The organism is Leptolyngbya sp. FACHB-671 (assembly GCF_014695745.1).
In the GTDB taxonomy this organism is placed as follows: domain Bacteria; phylum Cyanobacteriota; class Cyanobacteriia; order Elainellales; family Elainellaceae; genus JAAUTN01.
Map to the genome: position 1 here is coordinate 1 of NZ_JACJOV010000166.1, position 21,731 is coordinate 21,731.

Annotated in this window: 27 protein-coding genes; 17 read left to right on the forward strand and 10 right to left on the reverse strand. The window is 49.7% G+C overall.

Features of this window, described 5'->3' with window-relative positions:
* Together H6F93_RS31925 and H6F93_RS31930 are read left to right on the forward strand one after the other, a co-directional pair.
* Positions 1–270: carbon dioxide-concentrating mechanism protein CcmK (locus tag H6F93_RS31925; protein WP_190690013.1), on the forward strand; the 270-nt coding region annotated here is incomplete at its 5' end.
* 63 nt (positions 271–333) lie between these two features.
* On the forward strand, positions 334–486 hold the full coding sequence (locus H6F93_RS31930; protein ID WP_190690016.1) for a hypothetical protein: 153 nt from the start codon (positions 334–336) through the stop codon (positions 484–486).
* 50 nt (positions 487–536) lie between these two features.
* On the opposite strand, the gene H6F93_RS31935 is transcribed toward H6F93_RS31930, so the two are convergent.
* Positions 537–1,649, reverse strand: a complete 1,113-nt coding sequence (locus H6F93_RS31935; RefSeq protein ID WP_242043723.1) for a sensor histidine kinase — start codon at positions 1,647–1,649, stop codon at positions 537–539.
* Between the two features lie 600 nt (positions 1,650–2,249).
* On the opposite strand from H6F93_RS31935, the gene H6F93_RS31940 reads away from it, so the two are divergent.
* The gene (locus tag H6F93_RS31940; protein WP_190690023.1) at positions 2,250–3,284 is read left to right on the forward strand and encodes a chemotaxis protein CheB; all 1,035 of its coding nucleotides are present in this window, start codon (positions 2,250–2,252) and stop codon (positions 3,282–3,284) included.
* Here the strand turns inward: H6F93_RS31940 and H6F93_RS31945 are convergent.
* The gene (locus H6F93_RS31945) at positions 3,256–3,507 is read right to left on the reverse strand and encodes a hypothetical protein (protein ID WP_190640767.1); all 252 of its coding nucleotides are present in this window, start codon (positions 3,505–3,507) and stop codon (positions 3,256–3,258) included. The genes H6F93_RS31940 and H6F93_RS31945 overlap by 29 nt on opposite strands.
* Positions 3,508–3,725: 218 nt before the next feature.
* Between H6F93_RS31945 and H6F93_RS31950 the strand changes: the two genes are divergently transcribed.
* Together H6F93_RS31950 and H6F93_RS31955 are read left to right on the forward strand one after the other, a co-directional pair.
* Positions 3,726–4,145 (forward strand): response regulator, encoded by a 420-nt coding sequence (locus tag H6F93_RS31950; RefSeq protein WP_190690026.1) that lies wholly within the window; start codon positions 3,726–3,728, stop codon positions 4,143–4,145.
* A complete protein-coding gene (locus H6F93_RS31955) occupies positions 4,142–4,609 on the forward strand; it encodes a response regulator (RefSeq protein WP_190690028.1) in 468 nt (155 codons plus the stop codon). Before H6F93_RS31950 ends, H6F93_RS31955 begins: the two co-directional genes overlap by 4 nt.
* Before the next feature lie 101 nt (positions 4,610–4,710).
* On the opposite strand, the gene H6F93_RS31960 is transcribed toward H6F93_RS31955, so the two are convergent.
* Positions 4,711–5,010: a hypothetical protein gene (locus H6F93_RS31960; protein ID WP_190640770.1), complete on the reverse strand. Its 300-nt coding sequence runs from the start codon at positions 5,008–5,010 to the stop codon at positions 4,711–4,713.
* A 352-nt stretch (positions 5,011–5,362) separates the two neighbouring features.
* Between H6F93_RS31960 and H6F93_RS31965 the strand changes: the two genes are divergently transcribed.
* A complete protein-coding gene (locus H6F93_RS31965) occupies positions 5,363–5,674 on the forward strand; it encodes a hypothetical protein (RefSeq protein ID WP_190690031.1) in 312 nt (103 codons plus the stop codon).
* Between the two features lie 296 nt (positions 5,675–5,970).
* On the opposite strand, the gene H6F93_RS31970 is transcribed toward H6F93_RS31965, so the two are convergent.
* The 7 genes from H6F93_RS31970 to H6F93_RS32000 form a co-directional block, all read right to left on the reverse strand.
* Positions 5,971–7,839, reverse strand: a complete 1,869-nt coding sequence (locus H6F93_RS31970) for a hypothetical protein (RefSeq protein WP_190690036.1) — start codon at positions 7,837–7,839, stop codon at positions 5,971–5,973.
* 58 nt (positions 7,840–7,897) lie between these two features.
* Complete coding sequence (locus H6F93_RS31975; RefSeq protein ID WP_190690038.1) at positions 7,898–8,650, reverse strand: hypothetical protein; 753 nt, start codon at positions 8,648–8,650, stop codon at positions 7,898–7,900.
* Positions 8,643–8,789, reverse strand: a complete 147-nt coding sequence (locus H6F93_RS31980) for a hypothetical protein (protein WP_190690041.1) — start codon at positions 8,787–8,789, stop codon at positions 8,643–8,645. The genes H6F93_RS31975 and H6F93_RS31980 overlap by 8 nt, the downstream gene beginning before the upstream one ends.
* 4 nt (positions 8,790–8,793) lie before the next feature.
* Positions 8,794–9,300 carry a hypothetical protein gene (locus H6F93_RS31985; protein WP_190690044.1) on the reverse strand — a complete coding sequence of 169 codons (507 nt, stop codon included), beginning with the start codon at positions 9,298–9,300 and terminating at the stop codon, positions 8,794–8,796.
* A 74-nt stretch (positions 9,301–9,374) separates the two neighbouring features.
* Positions 9,375–9,557 (reverse strand): hypothetical protein, encoded by a 183-nt coding sequence (locus H6F93_RS31990; RefSeq protein WP_190690048.1) that lies wholly within the window; start codon positions 9,555–9,557, stop codon positions 9,375–9,377.
* Positions 9,554–9,826: a hypothetical protein gene (locus H6F93_RS31995; protein ID WP_190690051.1), complete on the reverse strand. Its 273-nt coding sequence runs from the start codon at positions 9,824–9,826 to the stop codon at positions 9,554–9,556. Before H6F93_RS31995 ends, H6F93_RS31990 begins: the two co-directional genes overlap by 4 nt.
* Before the next feature lie 10 nt (positions 9,827–9,836).
* The gene (locus H6F93_RS32000; protein ID WP_190690055.1) at positions 9,837–10,844 is read right to left on the reverse strand and encodes a ParM/StbA family protein; all 1,008 of its coding nucleotides are present in this window, start codon (positions 10,842–10,844) and stop codon (positions 9,837–9,839) included.
* Between the two features lie 239 nt (positions 10,845–11,083).
* Between H6F93_RS32000 and H6F93_RS34425 the strand changes: the two genes are divergently transcribed.
* The 11 genes from H6F93_RS34425 (at position 11,084) to H6F93_RS32055 (ending at position 21,731) form a co-directional block, all read left to right on the forward strand.
* Entirely contained in the window at positions 11,084–11,269 is a 186-nt protein-coding gene (locus H6F93_RS34425; RefSeq protein WP_347277390.1) for a ribbon-helix-helix domain-containing protein, read from the forward strand.
* 10 nt (positions 11,270–11,279) lie between these two features.
* On the forward strand, positions 11,280–11,627 hold the full coding sequence (locus H6F93_RS32010) for a hypothetical protein (RefSeq protein WP_190690056.1): 348 nt from the start codon (positions 11,280–11,282) through the stop codon (positions 11,625–11,627).
* An 85-nt stretch (positions 11,628–11,712) separates the two neighbouring features.
* Complete coding sequence (locus tag H6F93_RS32015; RefSeq protein WP_190690059.1) at positions 11,713–11,937, forward strand: hypothetical protein; 225 nt, start codon at positions 11,713–11,715, stop codon at positions 11,935–11,937.
* A 10-nt stretch (positions 11,938–11,947) separates the two neighbouring features.
* The gene (locus H6F93_RS32020; protein WP_190690061.1) at positions 11,948–12,340 is read left to right on the forward strand and encodes a hypothetical protein; all 393 of its coding nucleotides are present in this window, start codon (positions 11,948–11,950) and stop codon (positions 12,338–12,340) included.
* A 22-nt stretch (positions 12,341–12,362) separates the two neighbouring features.
* Positions 12,363–12,725 carry a hypothetical protein gene (locus tag H6F93_RS32025; protein ID WP_190690065.1) on the forward strand — a complete coding sequence of 121 codons (363 nt, stop codon included), beginning with the start codon at positions 12,363–12,365 and terminating at the stop codon, positions 12,723–12,725.
* A gap of 10 nt (positions 12,726–12,735) precedes the next feature.
* The gene (locus tag H6F93_RS32030) at positions 12,736–13,344 is read left to right on the forward strand and encodes a Uma2 family endonuclease (protein WP_190690068.1); all 609 of its coding nucleotides are present in this window, start codon (positions 12,736–12,738) and stop codon (positions 13,342–13,344) included.
* A 45-nt stretch (positions 13,345–13,389) separates the two neighbouring features.
* Positions 13,390–13,692, forward strand: a complete 303-nt coding sequence (locus H6F93_RS32035; RefSeq protein WP_190690071.1) for a hypothetical protein — start codon at positions 13,390–13,392, stop codon at positions 13,690–13,692.
* Between the two features lie 137 nt (positions 13,693–13,829).
* Positions 13,830–14,048, forward strand: a complete 219-nt coding sequence (locus tag H6F93_RS32040; protein WP_190690074.1) for a helix-turn-helix transcriptional regulator — start codon at positions 13,830–13,832, stop codon at positions 14,046–14,048.
* A 390-nt stretch (positions 14,049–14,438) separates the two neighbouring features.
* Positions 14,439–17,651 (forward strand): plasmid replication protein, CyRepA1 family, encoded by a 3,213-nt coding sequence (locus tag H6F93_RS32045; protein WP_190690076.1) that lies wholly within the window; start codon positions 14,439–14,441, stop codon positions 17,649–17,651.
* Positions 17,652–17,843: 192 nt separating this feature from the next.
* A complete protein-coding gene (gene hsdR, locus H6F93_RS32050; protein WP_199314280.1) occupies positions 17,844–20,231 on the forward strand; it encodes an EcoAI/FtnUII family type I restriction enzme subunit R in 2,388 nt (795 codons plus the stop codon).
* A 39-nt stretch (positions 20,232–20,270) separates the two neighbouring features.
* The gene (locus H6F93_RS32055; RefSeq protein ID WP_190690081.1) at positions 20,271–21,731 is read left to right on the forward strand and encodes a type I restriction-modification system subunit M; all 1,461 of its coding nucleotides are present in this window, start codon (positions 20,271–20,273) and stop codon (positions 21,729–21,731) included.

The following is a 21,731-nucleotide window of genomic DNA, read 5'->3' on the forward strand; positions in this document are numbered from 1 at the left end:
GTTGTCGAAGCAGCGGATGCCATGGTGAAAGCGGCTCAGGTTACCTTAGTCGGCTATGAAAAAATCGGCAGTGGTCGAGTCACCGTCATCGTTCGGGGCAATGTGTCCGAAGTGCAGGCTTCGATCGCCGCGGGCATTGAGTCGGTCAAGCGGGTTCAGGGCGGCTCTGTGCTGTCAACTCATATCATTGCGCGCCCCCATGAGAACCTGGAATATGTGCTGCCCATTCGCTACACCGAAGCAGTCTCGCAGTTTAGAGATGTGATGTAAAACTCCACTTAAGGAAAAGAGTGCGACGTTTTGCGCCGCACTCTTTTCCTTAAATGAGGCAATTTGGATCGTGACGACGGGCGCAATCTCAGCAGCAGCAAGGCGCAACGAACCACCGCACGATCGACAAGCACCCTCGATCGCGGGATCGAGCAACAGCGGCATACTAGGCTTGATATTAGCAGCGGAAAAATTCTGGTCGTTTGTGGGGTGTAGTTAAACTCAGCGGAGTGGGTGACTGCTCCGCTGAGTTTAACTACACCCCTTTATAGCTCACATTGCTGATCTAGAATTTTGGGGAACTTGATGATAAAGCTTGTTCCCTTGCCTTCGGTGCTTTCAACCGTGATCGTCCCTTCATGTGCTTCAACAATGCTCTTTGCCAGAAATAGTCCTAAACCCCATCCCTTTTGTCCCTGGGCAGAGGTGGCTCGACGAAATTGTTGAAACAGGATCGACTGGGCATCAGGAGGAATTGGATTACCCTGATTGTGGATAGTCAGGTTGACGTGGGTTTCCGTTTGCTCAAGCGTGAGTGTAATCGGTGTGTTAGGAGCACCATATTTCACAGCGTTGATTGCCAAGTTCTCAATGACTCGCCGGATTTCTTTGCGGCTGCAATAGCTCTTGACATCAGAATTGGAGACCACAACGAACCGCTCTCCATGGGTGAATCTCAGATCCTCTACAATCTCCTGAACTAGCGTATCTAAACAGCATTCTTGAAATTCAAACTTTAAGCTTTGCCCTGCCCGCAGCCGACTTGCATCAAGCAGATTTTGAATCATCGAATCCAGTCGGTCGATCGCGCTAATCATCCTCACCGCGACATCCATGTGGCTGTCTCCTCGTTCCAGCCGACGCAGGGTCAGTTGAGTTCCCATTTTGACGACATTGATTGGGTCTCTAAGGTCGTGAGTCAGCGTCACCATAAACAGCTCTTGAATGTCTTGGAGCGTCTGTGAGAATTGAGTCGCGGCATCATTCACGGCTTGCTCAATTAAGTCAATAATGATGTCTCGTTCCCTCGGCTCTAAAGGTGCTTCTTCCTCTAACACCTGAAAGAGGACCTGACGCAGGATGTGGTACTCAAAGATGAGTTGAGACATCGAGTAATCAGCATACCCGGCTCGCTCCTGTCCATGTTGTTTGCCAATCCGAGTGTTCTCTACCTCATGGGCTTCGACTTGGGCAGATGTTCTTTCACCGGTAGCTGACAGTTCAGCCACGAGTTGGTTTAGAAATTGAGGCAGCGAATCTTGTAGAACAAGAGAGTCCTGATGCAGTGATGCACTGACTTCGTTGCGCGCCCGAGCTTCCCACATTTGCATAATTCTTTCAGCGTTTTGCTGAAGCCGATCAGACGCTTGGTTAGACATTGTTCTGAATTTTCTGCATGAAAGGAGGCTAGGAAAAGTTCCCAGGCTGTGGGTTTGAGCCATTAGCAACATCTTGCTCAGTATAGGTTACGCGCCCTCGCTTGTATTGTTGGGTTATCCGATCGCGGCGGTGGAGTATGAGTGACTGCAAGCTTAAGGTTACGGGTAGGAACGAGATAGGGCTGACTGCTAGTGCAAGATTACCCAATCCCGATGGTGGCTGACTGATCCAAAAAATCGTCAGGCAAAATTAGTAATGACACATTACCTGCCGAAATGACTGCTATTTCATTGCCCATAAGGCTTGTAACATTCTTGTAGAGATATTTATAACACTTTCGCCAACAACATCGTCTGAGGGTGATAAGCAGCGGGCGATCGCGGTTTTGCCGTATTAAGCATTACCTATATCTTCATAAAATTTTCTGCTTGTAGTTTCATAATCTGCCTACCTTTACAGCGATTTCAGCGCAGCCACTAAGACGCTGCAACGGTTGAAGGATCTGCCAGATGAGGACTAAAGTTGAGTTTATAGCCGTGCCTTACTTTGGTGAAGTACTGAGCTTTTCCAAGTTCAACTGTCTAGCCAAGGAACATTAAGTGTCAAAGCACAGTATTGTCGTCGTTGGAACTTCAGCGGGTGGGATGGAAGCGCTGAAACAGTTGGTAGCTCATTTACCCTCCAACCTACCGGCAGCAATCTTTATCGTCTGGCATGTTGCTCCAGAATCTACAAACATACTGCCTCAAATCCTAGAGCGGGTAAGCCCCCTGCCTGTGGCACAAGCAATTAATAACGAGACAATCCAACCGGGACGGATTTATGTTGCTCCTTCTGACCACCATCTGCTCGTTGAACTCGGTCAGGTTCGGGTAACCAAAGGACCTAAGGAGAACCGCTTTCGTCCCTCCGTCGATGTCTTGTTTCGCTCCGCTGCTCTAGCTTATGGATCGCAGGTTATAGGGGTTGTTCTGACTGGACTTCTCAATGATGGAGCATCTGGATTATATGCAGTGAAGGAGCGAGGTGGAAGAGCCGTTGTTCAAGACCCAGTTGATGCACTTCACCCCTCGATGCCAATTCAGGCGATGAAAGCGGTACCGGTCGATTACTGCGTTCCAATTAAAGAGATGGGAGCTTTATTAGGTCGCCTCAGCAACGAGGTTGACCAAGAGAAGGAGGAAATGCCAGTGTCTGAACAGATGAAACTTGAGGTCGCGATTGCAGGGGAAGACAATGCCTTTAGGTCAGGCATCATGAAGCTAGGGCAACTTTCGCCCTATACCTGTCCTGAATGTCACGGGGTTCTTCTACAACTTAAAGACGGAGGCTTAGTCCGCTTTCGTTGCCATACAGGGCACGCTTATTCCCTGAATGCGCTGCTTACAGAAGTGACAGAGTCGATTGAGGCATCACTTTGGAGTACGCTGCGCGGGATTGAAGAGAGTGAATTATTGATGAACTATCTTGCTGAGCATCTTTATGAAGCAAACGATAGTGGTCCAGCAGAACTTTTGCGGCAAAAATTGCAGGAAGCTAGCAAGAGAGCTGAGCTAGTCAGGCAGGCGATAAGAAGCAACGAAACTCTCAGTGAAGAAAAGCTCACTAGCGATGGTGCGTCTCTCCACAAATGACGAGAATCTCACGGTAGATGTCGTGGGCGAAAAGAGCCAGATGACTGACGGACTGAGGATTACAAGCCTTTGTGTCGTAAAGGGGTAGCGAAGCTGCATTTAAGTGCCACGCGATCGCCCCCTCTCCATCTGGTCCCTCTGACCCCATCTTTAAGGTGCCTACTGTGAACTGGAAGCGAGTATTAATTCCCTGCGCGGTAATGGCGCTGCTAATGTTGGGCATTTCCTATGTTGGCATCAAATATTTTGAGAGCCAGAACATCTGGTATGACAACGAGGGGAATTCACACGTTGATATTTGGGTTTAGGAGTAGGGGCGATCGCTCTCCTGCGTCTAAACACAATCTCTAACCCAGCATTTTGCGATCTCCGTCAAATGAGAGAGATAAGGAGAATGCTTTATCAGCGTTGATGAAAGTAATTGTGTTCGCTGCTACGACTATGCAAAATATAGAAGACAAGCCTTCTTTTCAAAAGTCCTTGTTAGCAGGACTGACAGTGCTTTTGGTCGAGAATGAGCCTGGACTGGCAGAACTGCTCACGTTCATTCTTGAGGGGAACGGAGCCAGAATCATCCCAGCCGGTTCTGCTACTGAAGCACTAAATCAGTTAAAGCAGCGGCAACCAGACGTTTTGGTCAGCAACGTTAGGCTACCTGATGAGGACGGAAGCTGGTTAATTGAGCGAATTAGACAGGTAGAGGGAACATGTCGCGAACTCCCAGCTATTGGTGTAACTTCCTACCTTGGAGAAGTTGATGCCCAGGGAGCGTTGAGAGCCGGATTTCATCATTTTTTGTCCAAGCCGCTAGACCCAGATGAGTTGGTTCAAGAGGTACTTAAGCTTACTGGGCGACAATGACGGATTTTGTGGGAATATCGAAGTTTCTCCACAAAATCCGTCAAGGTTCCTGGTCTGTGTCTCTCGATGTTGATTTTAGGCTGGATGGATTGAAGGTGCTAGTTGTCGATGACGATAATGACAACCTTCAACTTTTCGCATTTCTACTTGAGACTTATGGTGCAAGCGTAACCGCAGTTAGCTCAGCGAATGACGCATTTCAAGCCTTCCTGGAACAGCAACCTGACATCTTAATCAGTGATATCAGAATGCCCAACCAAGACGGGTACATGTTGATCCGTCAAATCAGAGGGTTGACGGTTGAGCAAGGAGGGCAAGCGCCAGCGATCGCCCTAACTGCTAATGCTAGGGAAATAGACCAGCAACAAGCACTTGCAGCAGGTTTTCAGCAGTATTTGGCTAAACCTGTTGACCCCGATGAATTGCTACAAGCTGTGTTGGAGATGTCCGCTAGCAAGATTTGATAGCACAATACCAGCCCCTATCAACTCGGAGCTGGCATTGCACTAAGTATTTATGGCGGACTATGGGATTCCAGCCTTATTATGGCTTAGCATCCTTTGACTTATACTCTTTGAATCAATTCTCTGAGGCAGGGAGTGTGCTCGCGGTAAGCATCTGTCTTTGAATACCGCTCTAGCTGCTCTAAGCTAATCATTCCTCTTTCTGCTAGTGCAGTTACTTCCCAAGGCAGTAGAGCGTTTAGTTTTACGCTCTCAACAAAATATTCATGAGTCTGACCTCGTTCTGCATTAAGCGCTGCAACCTGCTGCTCAAGGGTTCCTAAATCATGAAAATCAGCGCTTTTGGCTATGATATCCGTAGACCTGATTCGGCAAGCCAATTTGAAGAAGGTATCTTTCATGGTTACAAGGGTATAAAGACTCAAAACCGACAGCCGATAAGTAGGTAAAGAAATCTTGCACTAATGCAATATTCTGCAACACAGATGCAATTTCATTAATTCAAGCAAGAGTCCAGTGGGTGAGACTTACGTCTAAGGGATAGAATTGGTGTTACTTTAGTTTGTTGCTTTCTATACACAACTATGCTTCACATTGTTTTTTCTTTTATAGCCTTCTCCAGCAATTCACCCCCCCTGGAGAAAGTTAGGCACTACAGGGTGTTGTGTCAGACGCGATGATAGGTCTTGTGGGTGTGGTGATTGTTTTCGTTAACCTTAGAGAAGGATCGGTTGAACCAGCAAGATTAGTCTGATGCGTGAAATCTCAAATGAAACGCTTCAAGTTGCGAGGAAACATGCTTTGCATGTACAACAACATGGAGAAAAAGTACGAAATACGGCAAATAACCTCAGGCAAGCTGGACGCATTAGTGAGGCGCAGAGAAAGCAGGTAGAGAACTGCGTTGAACTGATGCAGCAGTCTGCACAGGGAATGCATGATGCCGTAGATGCTGCATACAAGTCCCCAAAGGATTCAGTAGAAGCCTTTGTATTAGCAGTTGACCATCATGTTATAGCTAATCAGTATCATATAATTGCGAATAATTTGTTGATTGGGCATTAAACTATTTCCTAATAGAAACCCCCTGCTTTTGTAGCAGGGGGTTTTGTCTTTCCAAGGTGTAGATAGGTGTAGAAAGAGGCTGTCTACACCTTCTACGGCGTAGACAAGGTGTAGACAGAGGGTGTAGAAGGTGTAGGAACCCTGCTGTGCAAAGGTTTAAGACAAGGTGTAGAAGGTGTAGACGTAGGAGGTGTAGGTGTAGAAAAGGGACTGTCTACGCCCCTTTTTGGCACTTCTCAGGATGTCGTCTACACCTTCTACACCTGTCTACACCCCCTCAGTTCTTGTTAGTTAAATTAGTCGGGCAACCACTTGAATTTTGTTGTCTGTGCTGTTTCCTCGACCTCTAGCCAGCCATCTTTTACGAGCTTGATTAACTGTTCTTCTAGCTGGTCAGGCTGAGAGAGTTTGACTTTCATCTGTACAATTTGCCGCTTCGTGTAGAACTGATCGGGATGTTTCTCGAACCATGCAATGAGGATTTGTTCATCGGTTCCAGTTGCAGTTTGAGTGATTGATTCAGGCTCACAGATTACCTCTTCAAACAGCTTTTCTAGCGTTTCCAAGTCGTATCCAGATGCATTGAAACTAAATCCATCTGCGCTATCTTCAGGCTCGCCCAATGGGGCTACAACTGCCTCTAAATGTTGCGTTGGCTGGGTGTTAGATTGACCTTTACATAGTTCAGGAAAGCGGTTTAGGAGCCACACGACCGGATCAGGGTGTCCCCACTCATTTAGCTCGGTGAGCATCCATTCAGGGATGCTCCACTCAAACGATTCATCCCCGCGAGTCACGATGTAGCGACCGGTTGGACTGCGGTCGCCCAGTTCGTCCTCCTCATGAATTGCCTGGATGCTGACCCGCTCAGATCGCCAGGCTGCGTCAATGTTCTTCAGTCCATGTGCGCCGCTGGTGTCTACTTGGCTGATGCCAATCAGCGTCCCACAGGTCTTAGCTAGTTTCATCAAGGCAGCATTGAGCAGGGGGTTCAGCTCCAGTTCGTAGGTGCCATAAGCGGCAAACATTTCGTCGAACACCCAGCCCTCGCCCTTCAGGGAACCTTTTGGAGCTTTGCTGATGCGTCGTGCTACGTCATCTAGGGCGAAAGAATAGCCTTCGGGAGAGTCTTCCATTCGTGCCCAGTGCAGCGGAGCCACATCGCTATCCGTTGAAAAGTAACCGATTTCATGCCCCATGCCCATGCGAGCGATCGCCAGCAGAGTCGCAAGAGTGGTCTTTCCGCTCTGACTATTACCCCAAAACCAGCAAAAGGGTTGATTGAGCAGTGTTCCAAGCGGACAACCACTTTGCGCCATTGCCTTTAACAGTGCCTTCATCCGTTCCCTTACATCTAGGTAGATGGTTAGGTCAGGTGCCTCTGTCTGCCGGTAAGCCTGCGCGGGAGATGCAGTTTTTGGAGCAGCGCTGCCATAACGCCCCAAATGATTGTGAACGTTGATTTCTGGATTGAGGGCAAGATTCACGGCAGGGCGACCCCTTGCGGATATCTCTTCGAGATCACCTTCTTTGTCTGCTCCGACGGCTGGCAGCACTGCACCTGGTGGCTGAAGTTGGGTAGGTGGAACCGAATCACTTGGCTCTGCTGCTTCAGCCGCCTCTGCTGAGATCGCCGCCTTCACCTCAACCAAGTCCAGTGCTTTGACATCACCTAAAGCCATTCGCCGCACCATGTAGGCATAGCCTGCAAGCCTGTCTTGCGCTGGCAAGCGTTTCAATAGGTCAGCGATCGCCGGTTCATCATCGACCAGGACGGCATACTCAACCCGCTGCTCATAGGGCAGAAAATCCATCACCTTCATCAGCTGCTGCTCTCTGGGTGATACCTCCTCCCCTGCCAGTCCAAAGATGCTCAGAATGTCCCCTGCACCAATTCGACTTCCCGGCAGCAGACAGAGCTTGCCAGAGGTTTGAAAGTCTCGCCAAACCGTGCCCAGGTAGCTAAACCCAGCAATACCAGCCATCACTCCCACTCCTGGCAGTGGAGCCACGAACGGCAGGGAGATGGCGATCGCCCCTAAGCTGACGAGTCTTGCCCCATCACAATTGCTGCGCTCTTTGTCGGCGGTGTGCTGCAAAACTCCAACCCGGTAGCGCAGCGCGTCTAAGATCTTCCCCTGAAGTAAGTAGTCTTCAAAATTCATCGGCGTTAGTCTCTAAAAGCATTAAGTAAGAGCGGGTTCCCCCGCTCCGTTCAACAAATTAATCAGCAGTCTTGGTCTTGCGAGTGCGGTTAAAGTCCTCCACCGCATCCCAGAACATAGAGCCTGACAGCTCAGCCGCCACAACCGACAGAATGAACCAGACCAGGCGGGAGAGGGTAACTCCAAACCAGTAGCCGAAGGGATGGTTTTGATAGCTCATGATGATGTCCACGGCATAGGTAGAGAGGATCACAAAGCCTTGTTTGCGAATCTCTAACATCCCGGCTCGTTTGTATTGCTTCCACCGCACACCAACAATATCGATCGCCTTTTTTGGCTTGTCCGGCAGAACCTCACTCTCTACCTCCCTCAACCGCTGCTTGGCAATGTTGATCGCAATGCCTCTGAATACCCGTGCTTGAATGGCGTTGATGACAGCACTGAACAGGAACGAGAACCAGAAGCTGATGGAAAGGGCAGCAACAACAATGTCTAGAGGATTGGCATCATCGCCGCCATAGGGCTTCAGCACAAAGCTAGGGGCACCGGGATCGAGCACCTGCCAGTAGCCTTCAGCTGACACAAACACAAAGTAGATGGTGGCAATCCCGTACAAAATCGCTGCCCCCCGGCCGGTCACCCACAGGTAAATGTGAGGGAGAAGGGTAAGCACATCGTGCATGGCATCTAGAGCAGCGTCTAACCCTTCCCATCCTTTTAATTCAGGCTCATCAAACTCACTCTTCCCCCTCGTGTCAGTAGGGCTAGAAGGGGTAGAACCACCCGGTTTATTCGCTGTAAATTTAGCCATCTTGTCGCTCCCTTGCCGCTTCCAGGCGATCGTTGATTAAGTCACCGAATGGGGATGTTTTAACGTAGGCAATCCCAATCAGGAGCAGGATTGTAGCGAGGCACCCGGCACTAATCCGGGCGTAGAACTGGTGAGTCATGCGTCTACTCCTGCCCCATTGCCTGCTCAATCCGCTTAGCGAGCCGCTCATCAACCTGGGAAACTTGTTCCCAGGCTTCACTCACTAGTTCACACTCTGCTTCGGTGCGATCGCCGCCAGATGCCAGGATTGTGGCAACCTGAGCCGCTAACGCTTCCTCGACTCCTGCCTTTTTGAGCTGCTTAAAGAATTGCTCGTGCAGCCTGTAGGACGATTTAACCTGGTTCAGTAGCGCCTCAGCAAAGGCGAATTGACGAAACGGCTCGAACGCTTCAAGTCCCTTCAAAATGCCAAACATCTCGATGGAGCGAGGGCTATCACTATTTGGCTTCCAGACATCCTCCATCGTCTCGCCGGTGCTGTTGAGGTGATAGGCAAAGATGCTGGTCAAAAGGAGCAGCTTTTCATCTACGTTGAGAGCTTCCAGCCTTACACCGTAAAGCTCCTGAAGAGTGTCAAAAAAATCGCCTGTAGCGCCTTGATATCCGAGTAATTCTGCTTTGTGAGCCATGATGAAGGAATCTCCTATGAATTCGGTGTTTGTGGGAGTTGCCAGCCGTTGATCTGTGGTGGAGAGGCGGCTGGTTAATCGTTGATCAGTCCTCGAAACAGTTTGGCTAGCCCGAACATCAGTAGAAAAATTGACCCGATGACCATCGCCGGGAAGATGGCGAGTGCCAGCAGCGCAGCGAAAACCAGCTCAATTGGGGCTTGGCTGTTGAGGTTTCGGAGGAATAGAGCGGCAGCGAGTTTGAGTTGCTGGTTCATAGCTCGATAGGTTCTGTGAATCGGAAATCGGTAGACGCAGATTCAGCAGCAGGGGCAATCGCTGGCGGCTCTGCCGCTGAGTAGGAGCTAGATGGAGACGGATCTGGGTATCGATTTGGGTCAAGCTCCCAAGTCTCGATTAGGTGCCTGCCATACCGAGAAACCATCAGGGCGATCGCCTGCGAGGGGCTTGCAGTTCTGGTTTTAGACTGAATTTGGTCAACGACGGCTCTAATGTCTGGGTCGAGTACGATGCGGGAGTTTGCCATTACTTCGCCCTCACAGTCTTGCCATGCCCAGAATGCTGATGAACTGCGGATCAGGAACAATCTTGAAGCGTCCCTTTGTCGCTGCTTGCAATGGTTCTGCAAGTGGCGCTGAACCGCCAATGATGAGAACCTCGCCCAGTTCACCGGAGCTAAGCCAGCGCCCCCAGCGAGTCTTGACCTCACCTCGAATCTCATCCAGCCACTCAGCACGAGCATTTTCAAAGGCAGCTCGGAAGTTAATACCGGAAGTTCCCAGTTCATAGTCGCCGCGCTCAACGCCGTCCATGATTGCGGCAAGTGGGGCGGATGCTCCGATTTGAGCATTGAGGCGAACGCTAATTTTGATTGCTAGTTCTTTAGTTCCCGGCAAAATCAGGTCTGCATCTCGCATTAGTGATCCAGAGACGCTGTAAAGCCTGCCGATACCAGTTCCACCGCCTAAATCCAGAACACCATTAATGTTCTGCCTGCTGCTGTATAGCCGATGGAGCGATGCCCACCTGTAAGCCGCAAGAGTTTCATCAATCGGTTCAACCTTGCGAACAGTGGCAATGACAGACTCACCGTTGCGCGTGAACTCGTGGATACCCTCGATCGCCTTGACCTGCTTGACGGCTAGCTCAGAACGGCTGGTCGGAAGGGCGATCGCTAGTCTCTCTACCCGCACTGTGTTCTGCCCTAGATTTGGCTCTAAGGCAGCCAGGACAAGCTTTCGCGCCAGTTGGCACTTATCATCCTGAACGACTGGAATTCCTGCATTGTCACGGGCCACGGCACCCAAAACGAAATGCTCCCCCTCAAACTCAATCACCACGCTTTGATCATCTGGCTGCATGTCTTGCCAGCTTGGGTCAAAGTGCTTGATGAATGCCGGAATGCTGCGAACTTGACCGCAAGGATCAAGCCATTGCAGCGTTCTGTTGCCACCGTCGAAGCAGACTAAGGGACGAATTAGCCCCGTGTTCTCTGAACGTTCGCTAAGTGTCCCTTTTGTGGACTTAGACAACGCTGAAGTCATGCTGTCTTTTCTCCTGTTTTCATTTGCTAAAAGCTTTGCAATTACTGATTTTGAAGCCAGCTCAGAGGCAACGGAAGGAGGGGCGACCGCTTATTTTTCTACGTTCGTTGCGTGTTCGCTTGCTGTCCGTTGCCGATCATATGTTAGCATCGAAATAGAATCGAATAACATCTTTTTCGATTCTATTTCGCTTCGATTAGAAAGCGATTCAGTTCACTCAGATACGATATGGAGGTAAAGTGAATCAGCCTGAATCCGTGAGCAAAAGATTTTCGATTACTGTCCCAGACGAAGTTTACGCAGACCTTGAGAAATGGGCTGACGGTGAAGGTAGACCGACAGCGAATTTGGCTGGGTTTTTAGTTGAAGTGGCTGTTAAGCGAAAATACAAAGACAAGTATCCCGATGTAGAGCAAGGCAAGTGAGGCGACCGCCATGACTCAATCAGAACCATCGCGGTTAGACCGCATTGAGCGAATTTTGGAGCAGCTTGCGTTGCGGGCTGAGACAACTGATCAGCAGATTGCACGGCGGGCTGAGTTAACTGATCAGCAGATTGCATCTAATGCTAGGGCGATCGAAGCTAACAGCAACGCACTCGCTGAAACGCGACGGCTGCTTGAGGAGTCAGGACAGCGCACTAGTGAACACATCGAGGACTTAACCCAGATGTTTTTCTCACACGTAGAACAAGCAGATGCAGACCGTGCTGAAATGCGGCGAATGATTGAAGAGATGTATGGCAACCGTTCCAATGGCAACGGCAGTAGTGAAGAAGAGTGAGGCGATCGCAATGCCACCAAAAGAGCCACCAGGCGGGATTGAACTTAAGGTCAGTCAAATTTAGAGGACAGTGGAGCTTACCAACGTGAGAATTACCGACCTCGATCAGCGGTTAACTAGTAGGTTGGATCGCGTTGCCGAAAACTTGGAAGCCATCACCGATCAGATCGGACGGTTCACCGAGAATTTGACGCGGCTGGAGCTGCAAATAGAGCGAATTGCAGACACAAGCCAGCAGCAGGCAGAGACGGCAGCACGACAGGCTGAGAGCGTATCAAAGCTCGTTGACCTGTTGCAACGGCAGATCTGAGGCGATCGCCATGAGAAGCAAACCTTTTGCAGCAATCGCCCTGGTAGTAGCCTTTGTGGTGTCTGTTGCCATACCTACGAGAGCAAACCCAGCAAGTCCCACCCCCCCGGCAATTTGTGACACGGGAGCAGGATGCCTTTGGCTTGGGGTTGCTGGGATCGGAGGAATTACCTATTACATTTGGGAAGACAATCAAACAGGAGGGAGACACTACTCACCTATCGAAAAGCCTGAAGAGGTAGTCTCAGAGTGGGATGAGCCGATCATTACGGCAAGCCCTGAAGAGGCAGATCGGGAATGTAGAGGCAGGGCACGGCAGTACGGAGTTTCGCGTGCCAGAGTTCAACAGCCCAGCAGGATTAGGAGCGGGCAAAATCAGCAGTATCGTTGCTGGTTCAGCTAATTGTTAAGGGAGGAGAAAACTCATGATCGATCTCGAGAATCTTCAAACCTCAACCCTTCCGGTTGGAGCAAAGCCAGGGCAAATTATGCTTTTGGTTGACTTGACCCTAACCCCTAACCCAATGGCAGCGCTAGATTTACTTAAATCAATGGGTTATGAGCCTCAGTTAAAATTCTGCACCTTTACCACCGGCTTGCACATCATTGCAGTTTTGAAAGATGAGCGGTTCGACCTCGCTCAGCCAATCGATGATGAATACCTCATGGACGAATGGATCGAACTGGTTGAACGTATCAACAAAGATGCTGTCAGGCTTTGGAGAGGGCATCCGAAACAGGTTACGTTGCAAGCAAGGGAACGACAGCAACAAACAAAGGGTAAGTGAGGCGATCGCTATGAGTGCCATTCAACTTCAACCGCATTTAACTTTTGAAGAGTTCCTAGACTATGACACTGGGACAGAGAACCTGTATGAGCTTATTGATGGCTCGCTTATAGCAATGTCTGAACCATCTCGGTTGCATCAGAGGATTGCTCGGTATCTGGATCTGACATTTGGAGATGAAATCGAGCGGTTGGAGTTGCCTTGGGAACCTGTTCGGAACACTGCAATTAAAGTGCCTGGTAGAAACTTGGCAGATGGCAGACGACCAGACTTGGCGATCGTGACAATACCTCAGACTGAGGAGGAGTCTCAAACAAAAGGTATTCACACCACACCACACATGATTGTCGAGATTGCTTCAAGCAATTGGGGTGAGGACTTGAAGAGAAAAGTTCTTGCTTATGCCCATTTGGAAGTACCCGAGTACTGGGTCATTGACTATGGAGGTCAAATTCCTGAAAAGCACTGTGATCGAGGCAAAGGAGTAAAGACCATCGTCTACACTTTGCAGGGATATGGATACGTTAAGCAGGAATTTGTCGGCGACGAGCTTATTCCTTGTCGAACTTTCCCAGAAGTCAAACTGACAACAAACCTCGTAGTTAGAGCTGGTAAGTGAGGCGGCGAGAGCAAGATAATTAGTGTGGTTAGAGGAAAGACTGATATGGCACGTGACATAATTCAAGCCCAACTGGAAGCGACAGAGGCAAGAATTCACACCCTCGACCAGCGTTTAACCGAACGCTTGGATCGGGTTGTTGAATCCATTGACAGGCTTACTTCTCAGGTGAGTGAGTTTAATTCAGGACTTACCCAAATGAAGGGAACGATGCAACAAATCCTTCAGGCAATCGAAGCTGACCGGGAAGTTGCAAAAATGCAAGCCACCAACGTGCAACAGATGGTGCAACTATCAGCAGCACAACAGCAAACCATTAATTTGCTAATTGGCAAACTGGCATCTTAGCTCCTTTGGCTCAACCGCTGGTGAACAGAGAACGAAACATTCTTAAGAAATGAGAGTAATCATTTCAACGAGAAATTTAAAGCGATCGCTTGTGTTAGATCTCTGCTACAATCACGCAAAATGGGACAAGTTAACTTATGACCACTGTTGTGAAAGCTACACTAGGGCAACGGATGCGACAAAGGAGGGAGATGCTTGGTCTTTCTCGGCATAAAGTTGCTGTTGCCTGTGAGGTCACTGAAAACACAGTGACTAACTGGGAGAACGGCAAGCACACTCCAAAGCTGCCGCCGAAACAACTAGTTGCGCTACTCGCAACCCTTCAGTGGGAACTACAAGATTTGATTGATGATTAGGGAGGAAAGGGTCAAACACTAAACGTACAAAGCCCCTAATAGCAGGTGCTATGAAAGGCTAAAAGAAAATTTAAAAACCAAAAACCGAGCCGCTTGCTCAAACTGCATCCCAGAAGTCGCCAAACTAAGCGATGCAAATTTGAGTTCACCAACGTCCCGGTTCCGGTCTCTTAGCACTACTAGATGTCTAGCAGGCAAGAATTGTCTATGCTTTTTTCTTTAGTGGATGCACGTAATTCCGTGAGTTCCAGATGGATTCCGGAGAATGCTTCCATGTCGATATTAGCAAAAAACTACCTTTTTGCCACCCTGACCCTCAGGGTGTAAGAGACCTGAATTCAAAGCAACGTGACGGCTCGGCTCCCATCCAACACCACAGGGTAGCCGACAATGAAAATTTCTTATGATGCAAACTTCAGAATCGTCGAGAAGACCGACCCACAGAAACTAAGGTATAGAGAGACATTTAAACCTACTCAGGAAAGGGGTTGCAAGATAACTCCTCAAAGCAAACCTGGAGTAGCACTCGCCCCTGCATCGAAGCCCTTAACGCCATTACTTGAGCGGTTTAGCCACAAGATTGAGCAGGAGTTCGTTCACGGATCAGCAATTGACCCTGAACTCTATCACGCTGCCGTATCCATCGTCTGCGACGTTGAGACAACAGAAGCAGGTGATGTCTTTACACCCATTCATGAAGCACTGAACTGGCAATACACACGGTTTGGGTATCAGGTCAAAGAGTCTTTTCAGGCAGCACTGATTCTTAATGAGGATGGCTCAGCCTGGCAGGCAAAGCTTAGTAATCCTAGATGGGACACTAAGAAGGGCAAACAGCAGAAGTATGAAACTCCCGTAGGCAACGGGTCAAGGGCTTATTTTCCTCCTGTTCCCACAAGCATCAGGCAACGGATCAGCGCCAGGTTTGGGGTAGAAGTGCCCCTGGACGGTTCCTTCTGGCAGTGGCTAGAGAATCATCCAGAAATTCCCGTCGTCTTTACTGAGGGAGCTAAAAAGGCACTCTCGCTCCTCAGCTTGGGCTATGTGGCGATCGCTCTCTACGGGGTCAATGGGGGCTACTCCACCAAAGATCGCTTAGGAAACCCTATTGATCCCTCCCTCATTCCTGACTTAGAGCGATTTGCTATAGCAGGACGGCGAACCTGCCTTGCCTTTGACCAGGATGAAAAGTTCAAAACTCAGCGACGGGTTAACACGGCCCTGACTCGATTCGGCAGTTTGGTGAAGGCTGCTGGCTGTGATGTAGCGATCGCCAGTTGGGATGGTGAGCAGGGCAAAGCGAAGGGCGTAGATGACCTGATCGCAACTCGCGGCGCGGATGCCTGGCACCAGGCGCACGACGGGTCCCTCCCACTCGAACACTGGAGGATCTGGCAGCGGCTAGAAAACCGCCTGACCTACAGTGCGGCGCTGCGAGTTAGCACGGCTGATTTAAGCACTTTGCAGATAGCGAATCTCCCAGAGCAGGGAATTATTGCCATTGCCTCCTCGAAGGGATCAGGTAAAACGAAGTTTCTCGGATCGGTTACTGGCGGTGCTGAAAAAGTGATTGCAGCAGGGCACCGGACTGCGCTGATGCGGAACCTTTGCGATCGCTTACAGCTGGGCTATCGGGGTGATCTGGACAAGGTAGCCGGAGAATTCATTAACGGTTGTGCCTACACGCTGCGGGTTGGGCTGTGCGTTGATAGCCTGCTTGCAATCGACCCTAGCCGCTTTGCAGGGTGCGATTTGATTCTAGATGAAGTGGTGCAAGTCGTTCGCCATTTATTGACCAGTTCGACCTGTCAGAAGGAGGGGAAACGCCCTGCATTGCTAGCCCGTTTCCGAGAACTGATTCAAGCAGCGCGGCGGGTCCTGCTGGCTGACGCTGATCTAGACAATGCGACGCTCAACTACATTCAGGATTTGCGAGGGGACGATTTGCCTGTTTTCCTCATCCGCAACGATTACACCCCCACGGGCTACCCGGTACGGTTTATTCAGTCTTCTGACCAGACCACCATTATCGGCGAGCTACTCCAGGCTATGCAACAACTAGAAGCTGGCAAGGTGCTGATGGTTTGCACCGACAACAAGGGGAAGGCGATCACCCGTCTAATTGCCAAAGAATTGCCCCAAAAGCGTGTACTGCTAATCAATTCTGAAACCAGCGGCAGCGAGTGTGAACGGGAGTTTATTCAAAGCCCTGATGTTGTCCTGAAGCGGGGCGAGTATGACGTGATTATTGCCTCTCCGTCAATGGCAACGGGAGTGAGCATTGAAACTCAAGGCGTTATCAGCCAAGTCTTTGGAATTTTCACAGGCGGCAGCTCCACTGATGCTGACATGGCTCAGGCGCTAGGACGGGTCAGAGAATCTGTTGAGCGGATTGTCTGGTGTGCCAAGCGCGGCTTCAATTTCAGCAAGGTTAGCCGCTCAACCAATGCGCTTGAAGTGAAATCCCACCTGCAATCAAGGACAAGTACCACAGTCAGATTGGTCCGCTCTGGACTGAGGGAAGATACTGTTGAGGCGATCTCCAGCTACGACTGGCAAGCTGACCCACACGTCAATTTGTTTAGCCGGATTAGTGCAGCGCAGAATTTCTCAATGCACAGCCTGAATACTGCTCTACTGGTGCGGCTAAAGTATGAAGGAAATCGGGTTCAGGTTGAAGATCATCGCTCTAACAGTGTTGTTAAAGAACTGCTGCGAGACGCAAAAAACGAGCTGAGGCAGATGGACGCGGTGGCACTGATCAACGCCCCCCAGCTCACTTACTCTGAAATCCTTCTACTTGAGCAGCGCGAAACCTTAAGCCCAGAAGAAAATTTAGCCGTTTCACGGTTCTACCTGGCTGATTTCTATTGCCTGGATAGCCTGACTTTGGATGATGTCTTGTGGGATGACGAAGGGCGGCGACGGGGGGAACTGCTCAGCTTAGAAGCGCAGCTCTACCCCGGCATGACAATTGACCTCACTGCAAAAACATTGCAAAAGCAGGCATCTTGGAATCGCGGGATTTGCCCCTGGGATATCAGTGGCTCTGAACTGCGTCGCGCGCTCAGGGCAAAGCTTGGGTTAGAGACGTTTTTGAACCCAGAGCGAGAGTGGACTAAATATGACCTACAAGAGGTGGCGAGCACCGCAAGACAGTTAGCTACACAAGTCAAAGTTGCCTTGAACTTCACCGTTAGTTCAAAGGTGAGTGACACCCAAATCGTTCACCAGCTTCTATCCCAGATGGGTGTGAAAACTGTTTCGCGGTGGTCACGCTCAGTAGAGGGGCACAAAGGAGAGAAGCTACGGGTTTATCGTCTTGATGCTGACCACTGGCAGCGGATAACTGACATCCTGGAGCGTCGAAAAGCAAGGCGAGAAAAGTTTGCTCAAAACGACTCCGCGCTTGGATTACCCCCCCAGGTATGTAGTCAAAAAACAGGGGGGGATCCGAGCCAGTCCACCATTTTCAGCCAAGAAGACTGGCTATCACCTGAATCATTGGCAGATGTGAGGAACCTTCTGGAAAATGCAGCAACCTCAGAAGCAAGAGCAAGGGAAACTGGGCAAACACCTTGGGAAAAAGCTTCAATTAATTAGTAGCTCCGTTAATCCGTTAAGTTGTTAGCTGTCAGTTAAGTCTAGAGAAGGGGAACCTTAAAGTTGACCTATTGCGAGACCAGGGACATCATGCTGTTTCTTGGTTGCCATCAAAGTTTGGGTTGTTTGTCATGGTGCAGTGTTATGGGCATCGATCGAGATCACTCATTCCTTATCCATTAGCCCTACTCTATGTCAGAAAGAATTGACAAGCGCTCCTTCAATGAGCGGGACATTTGTACAAAGTACATTACTCCAGCATTAGAACGAGCGGGGTGGGATACTTTAACTCAGATCCGTGAAGAATTTCCGCTGACCAATGGGCGAATTCTCGTTCGAGGCAAGTTGCATACCCGTGCCAAAAACAAACGGGCGGACTATGTGCTTTTTTACAAACCGAATATTCCGATCGCCATCATTGAGGCAAAGGACAACAATCATTCCCTGGGAGATGGAATGCAGCAAGGGCTTGGCTATGCCGAAATGCTCCAAGTGCCCTTTGTTTTTAGTTCCAATGGCGACGGGTTCTTGTTTCATAACAAGATTGCCACTGATGGCATTATCGAGCGTGAACTTAGGCTAGACGAGTTTCCATCGGCTGATACGCTTTGGCAATGGTGGTCTGCTCATCGCGGGCTGTCTGAGCAGCAGAAAAATCTAGTCACGCAGGATTACTACAGTGACGGCAGCAATAAAACCCCACGCTACTATCAATTGCTAGCCATCAACAAAACCATTGAAGCGATCGCTAAGGGTCAAAACCGTGTCCTGTTGGTCATGGCGACTGGCACGGGCAAGACCTTTACCGCCTTTCAGATCATCTGGCGGTTGTGGAAATCTAAGACTAAAAAACGCATTCTGTTTTTGGCTGATCGGAATATTCTGGTCGATCAGACCATGACTAATGACTTCAAGCCCTTTGGCTCGGCGATGACCAAGATCCAAAAGCGGCAAGCGAACAAAGCCTATGAGATTTATCTCTCCTTGTATCAGGCGGTTTCTGGCACGGAAGAGGAGCAGAATATTTATAAGCAATTTAGCCGTGACTTTTTCGATCTGATTGTGGTGGATGAGTGCCATCGGGGGAGTGCAGCGGAAGATTCGGCATGGCGGCAAATTCTGGACTACTTTTCTTCTGCTACTCAAATCGGGCTAACGGCTACCCCAAAGGAAACCAAAGAAGTTTCTAATATCGATTATTTTGGCGAACCCATCTACACCTACTCTCTACGACAGGGTATTGATGACGGTTTTCTTGCGCCCTATAAGGTAGTCCGCATTGATATTGATAAGGATTTAGAGGGTTGGCGACCGAAAAAGGGGATGGTCGATAAATACGGCAACGAGATTGAGGATCGCATTTACAACCAGAAAGATTTTGACAGAAACCTGGTATTGGAAAGGCGCACTCAACTGGTCGCTCGGAAAATCAGTGAATTTTTGAAGCAGACGAACCGCTTTGATAAGACCATTGTTTTTTGCGAAAACATTGATCATGCGGAGCGGATGCGGCAGGCGATGGTTAACGAAAACGGTGATTTAGCTGCCGAAAATTCTCGTTACGTGATGCGGATTACAGGCGACAACGAAGAAGGCAAGGCAGAACTGGACAATTTTATTTTCCCGGAATCAAAATATCCGGTGATTGCGACCACTTCTAAATTGATGTCTACGGGCGTTGATGCCCAAACTTGCAAGCTGATTGTGCTTGATCAGCGGATTCAGTCAATAACCGAGTTTAAGCAAATTATCGGTCGCGGCACCCGCATCAATGAGGACTACGACAAGTTCTATTTCACGATCATCGATTTCAAAAAAGCCACTGAACTATTTGCTGACCCCGATTTTGATGGCGACCCAGTGCAAATCTACGAGCCGAAGCATCTGGATGACTCGCCAGTGCCACCGGAGTTACCAGAAGGCGAAGAACCTGAAGATGACTATCAATACCCTGAACCAGGTCAGAGCAATTTATGGACTGGTGTAGCTGAGTCTGCTGATTCTGACTATGAGCCTAATGCGCGACGCTATGTGGTGGCTAATGTTGAGGTCAAGGTGGTTGCCGAGCGGGTTCAATATTTTGATGCGAACGGCAAACTGGTCACCGAATCGCTTAAGGACTATACCCGCAAAGCATTAACCAAGGAATTCGCCTCGCTGGACGACTTTCTCCGACGCTGGAGCAGTGCCGAGAAGAAACAGGCGATCGTTGATGAATTGGCTAACGAAGGTGTATTCTTTGAGGCGCTGGCTGAAGAGATCGGGAAAGATTGCGACCCCTTCGACCTGCTTTGCCATGTTGTTTGGGATATGCCCCCACTGACCCGCCAAGAACGGGCTGAGCAGGTTAAAAAGCGCAATTACTTTACTCAATACGGCGACCAGGCTAGACGAGTGCTAGAAGCCCTGTTGGATAAGTATGCCGATGGAGGTGTTGGGCAGATTGAGGAAACACAAATTCTCACGGTTGCGCCCTTTACCGAGTTTGGCACCCCGATCGAGATTGTCCGTGCTTTTGGTGGGCTGGACAACTACCAGCGGGCTGTAAACGGCTTAAAAGAGTCACTCTACAGCGCATAATCTCTACAGCGCATAACCAGGAAATCTTAGATATAGAGCATGGCGATCGCGACTCTCATCAAAACAATTCAAGACATCATGCGTAAGGATGTGGGTGTCGATGGCGATGCTCAGCGCATTAGCCAGATTGTCTGGCTGCTCTTTCTCAAGATTTTTGATGACAAAGAGCAGGAGTGGGAGTTTACCGTTAAGGGGTATAAATCGCCGTTACAGAGCCAATTTCGCTGGTCAACCTGGGCAAAGAATCCAGAAGGAATGACGGGCGAGGAGTTGATCGGTTTTGTCAACAACGATCTGTTTCCGTCGCTGAAAAAGCTGGCGAATGCGGCTGGGGTTTTGCCTCACGGTAGGGTCGTGGGTGCGGTGTTTGAGGATGCCTATAACTACATGAAGTCTGGCACTTTGTTGCGTCAGGTGATTAATTGCATCGAAAGCGATGTGGATTTCAACTCGTCTAGCGATCGCCATCTGTTTAACGACATCTACGAAAAGATTTTGGCGGATCTGCAATCGGCGGGTAATGCGGGTGAATATTACACGCCTCGCGCTGTGACCCAGTTTATGGTGGATATTATCAACCCGCGATTGGGAGAAAAGGTGCTAGACCCCGCCTGTGGCACGGGTGGTTTTTTGACCAATACGATCGAGCACTTGAAGCCGCAGGTCAAAACGGCTGAGGACTTGAAAACCCTGCAAGACACGATCACTGGGGTAGAAAAGAAACCGCTGCCGCACATGCTAGCCATGACTAACGTGATGCTGCACGGCATTGATGTGCCCACCAATATCCGTCACGACAACACCTTGAGCCGTCCGCTGCGGGATTACGGACCCAAAGATCGGGTGGATATCGTCATTACCAATCCGCCGTTTGGGGGTATGGAGGAAGACGGCATTGAAAACAACTTTCCCAGAAAGTACCAGACCCGCGAAACAGCCGACCTGTTTATGGCGTTGATTATGCACCTGCTCAAGCCCGACACCGGACGCGCTGCTGTGGTGTTGCCCGATGGGTTTCTGTTTGGTGAAGGCACTAAAACGAACCTGAAGCGGGAGTTGCTGGAGGAGTTTAACCTGCACACGATCGTCCGGTTGCCCAAGGGTGTGTTTAGCCCCTACACGGGCATCAATACCAATATTCTTTTCTTTGAAAAAGGGGAGCCAACGCAGGATGTCTGGTTTTTTGAGCATCCCTATCCGGCAGGCTACAAGTCTTATTCGCGCTCGAAGCCGTTGACGATTCAGGAGTTTGATCGAGAGAAAGAATGGTGGGGCGGTGCAGCCCGAAAGGGGCGTAAGGTTAACGAATATGCCTGGAAGGTGTCGGCGCAGGAGATCGCGGCGCGTAACTATAACCTCGATTGCAAGAACCCCCACGAAGTTGAGGTGAATCATGGCGAGCCGGATGAACTGATGCAGGAGTATCTGGCGATCGTTGACCAGCTTGAAGCGGCTCAAGATGCTCTAAAGCAGGAATTGATCCAGGCGCTGGGGGAATAG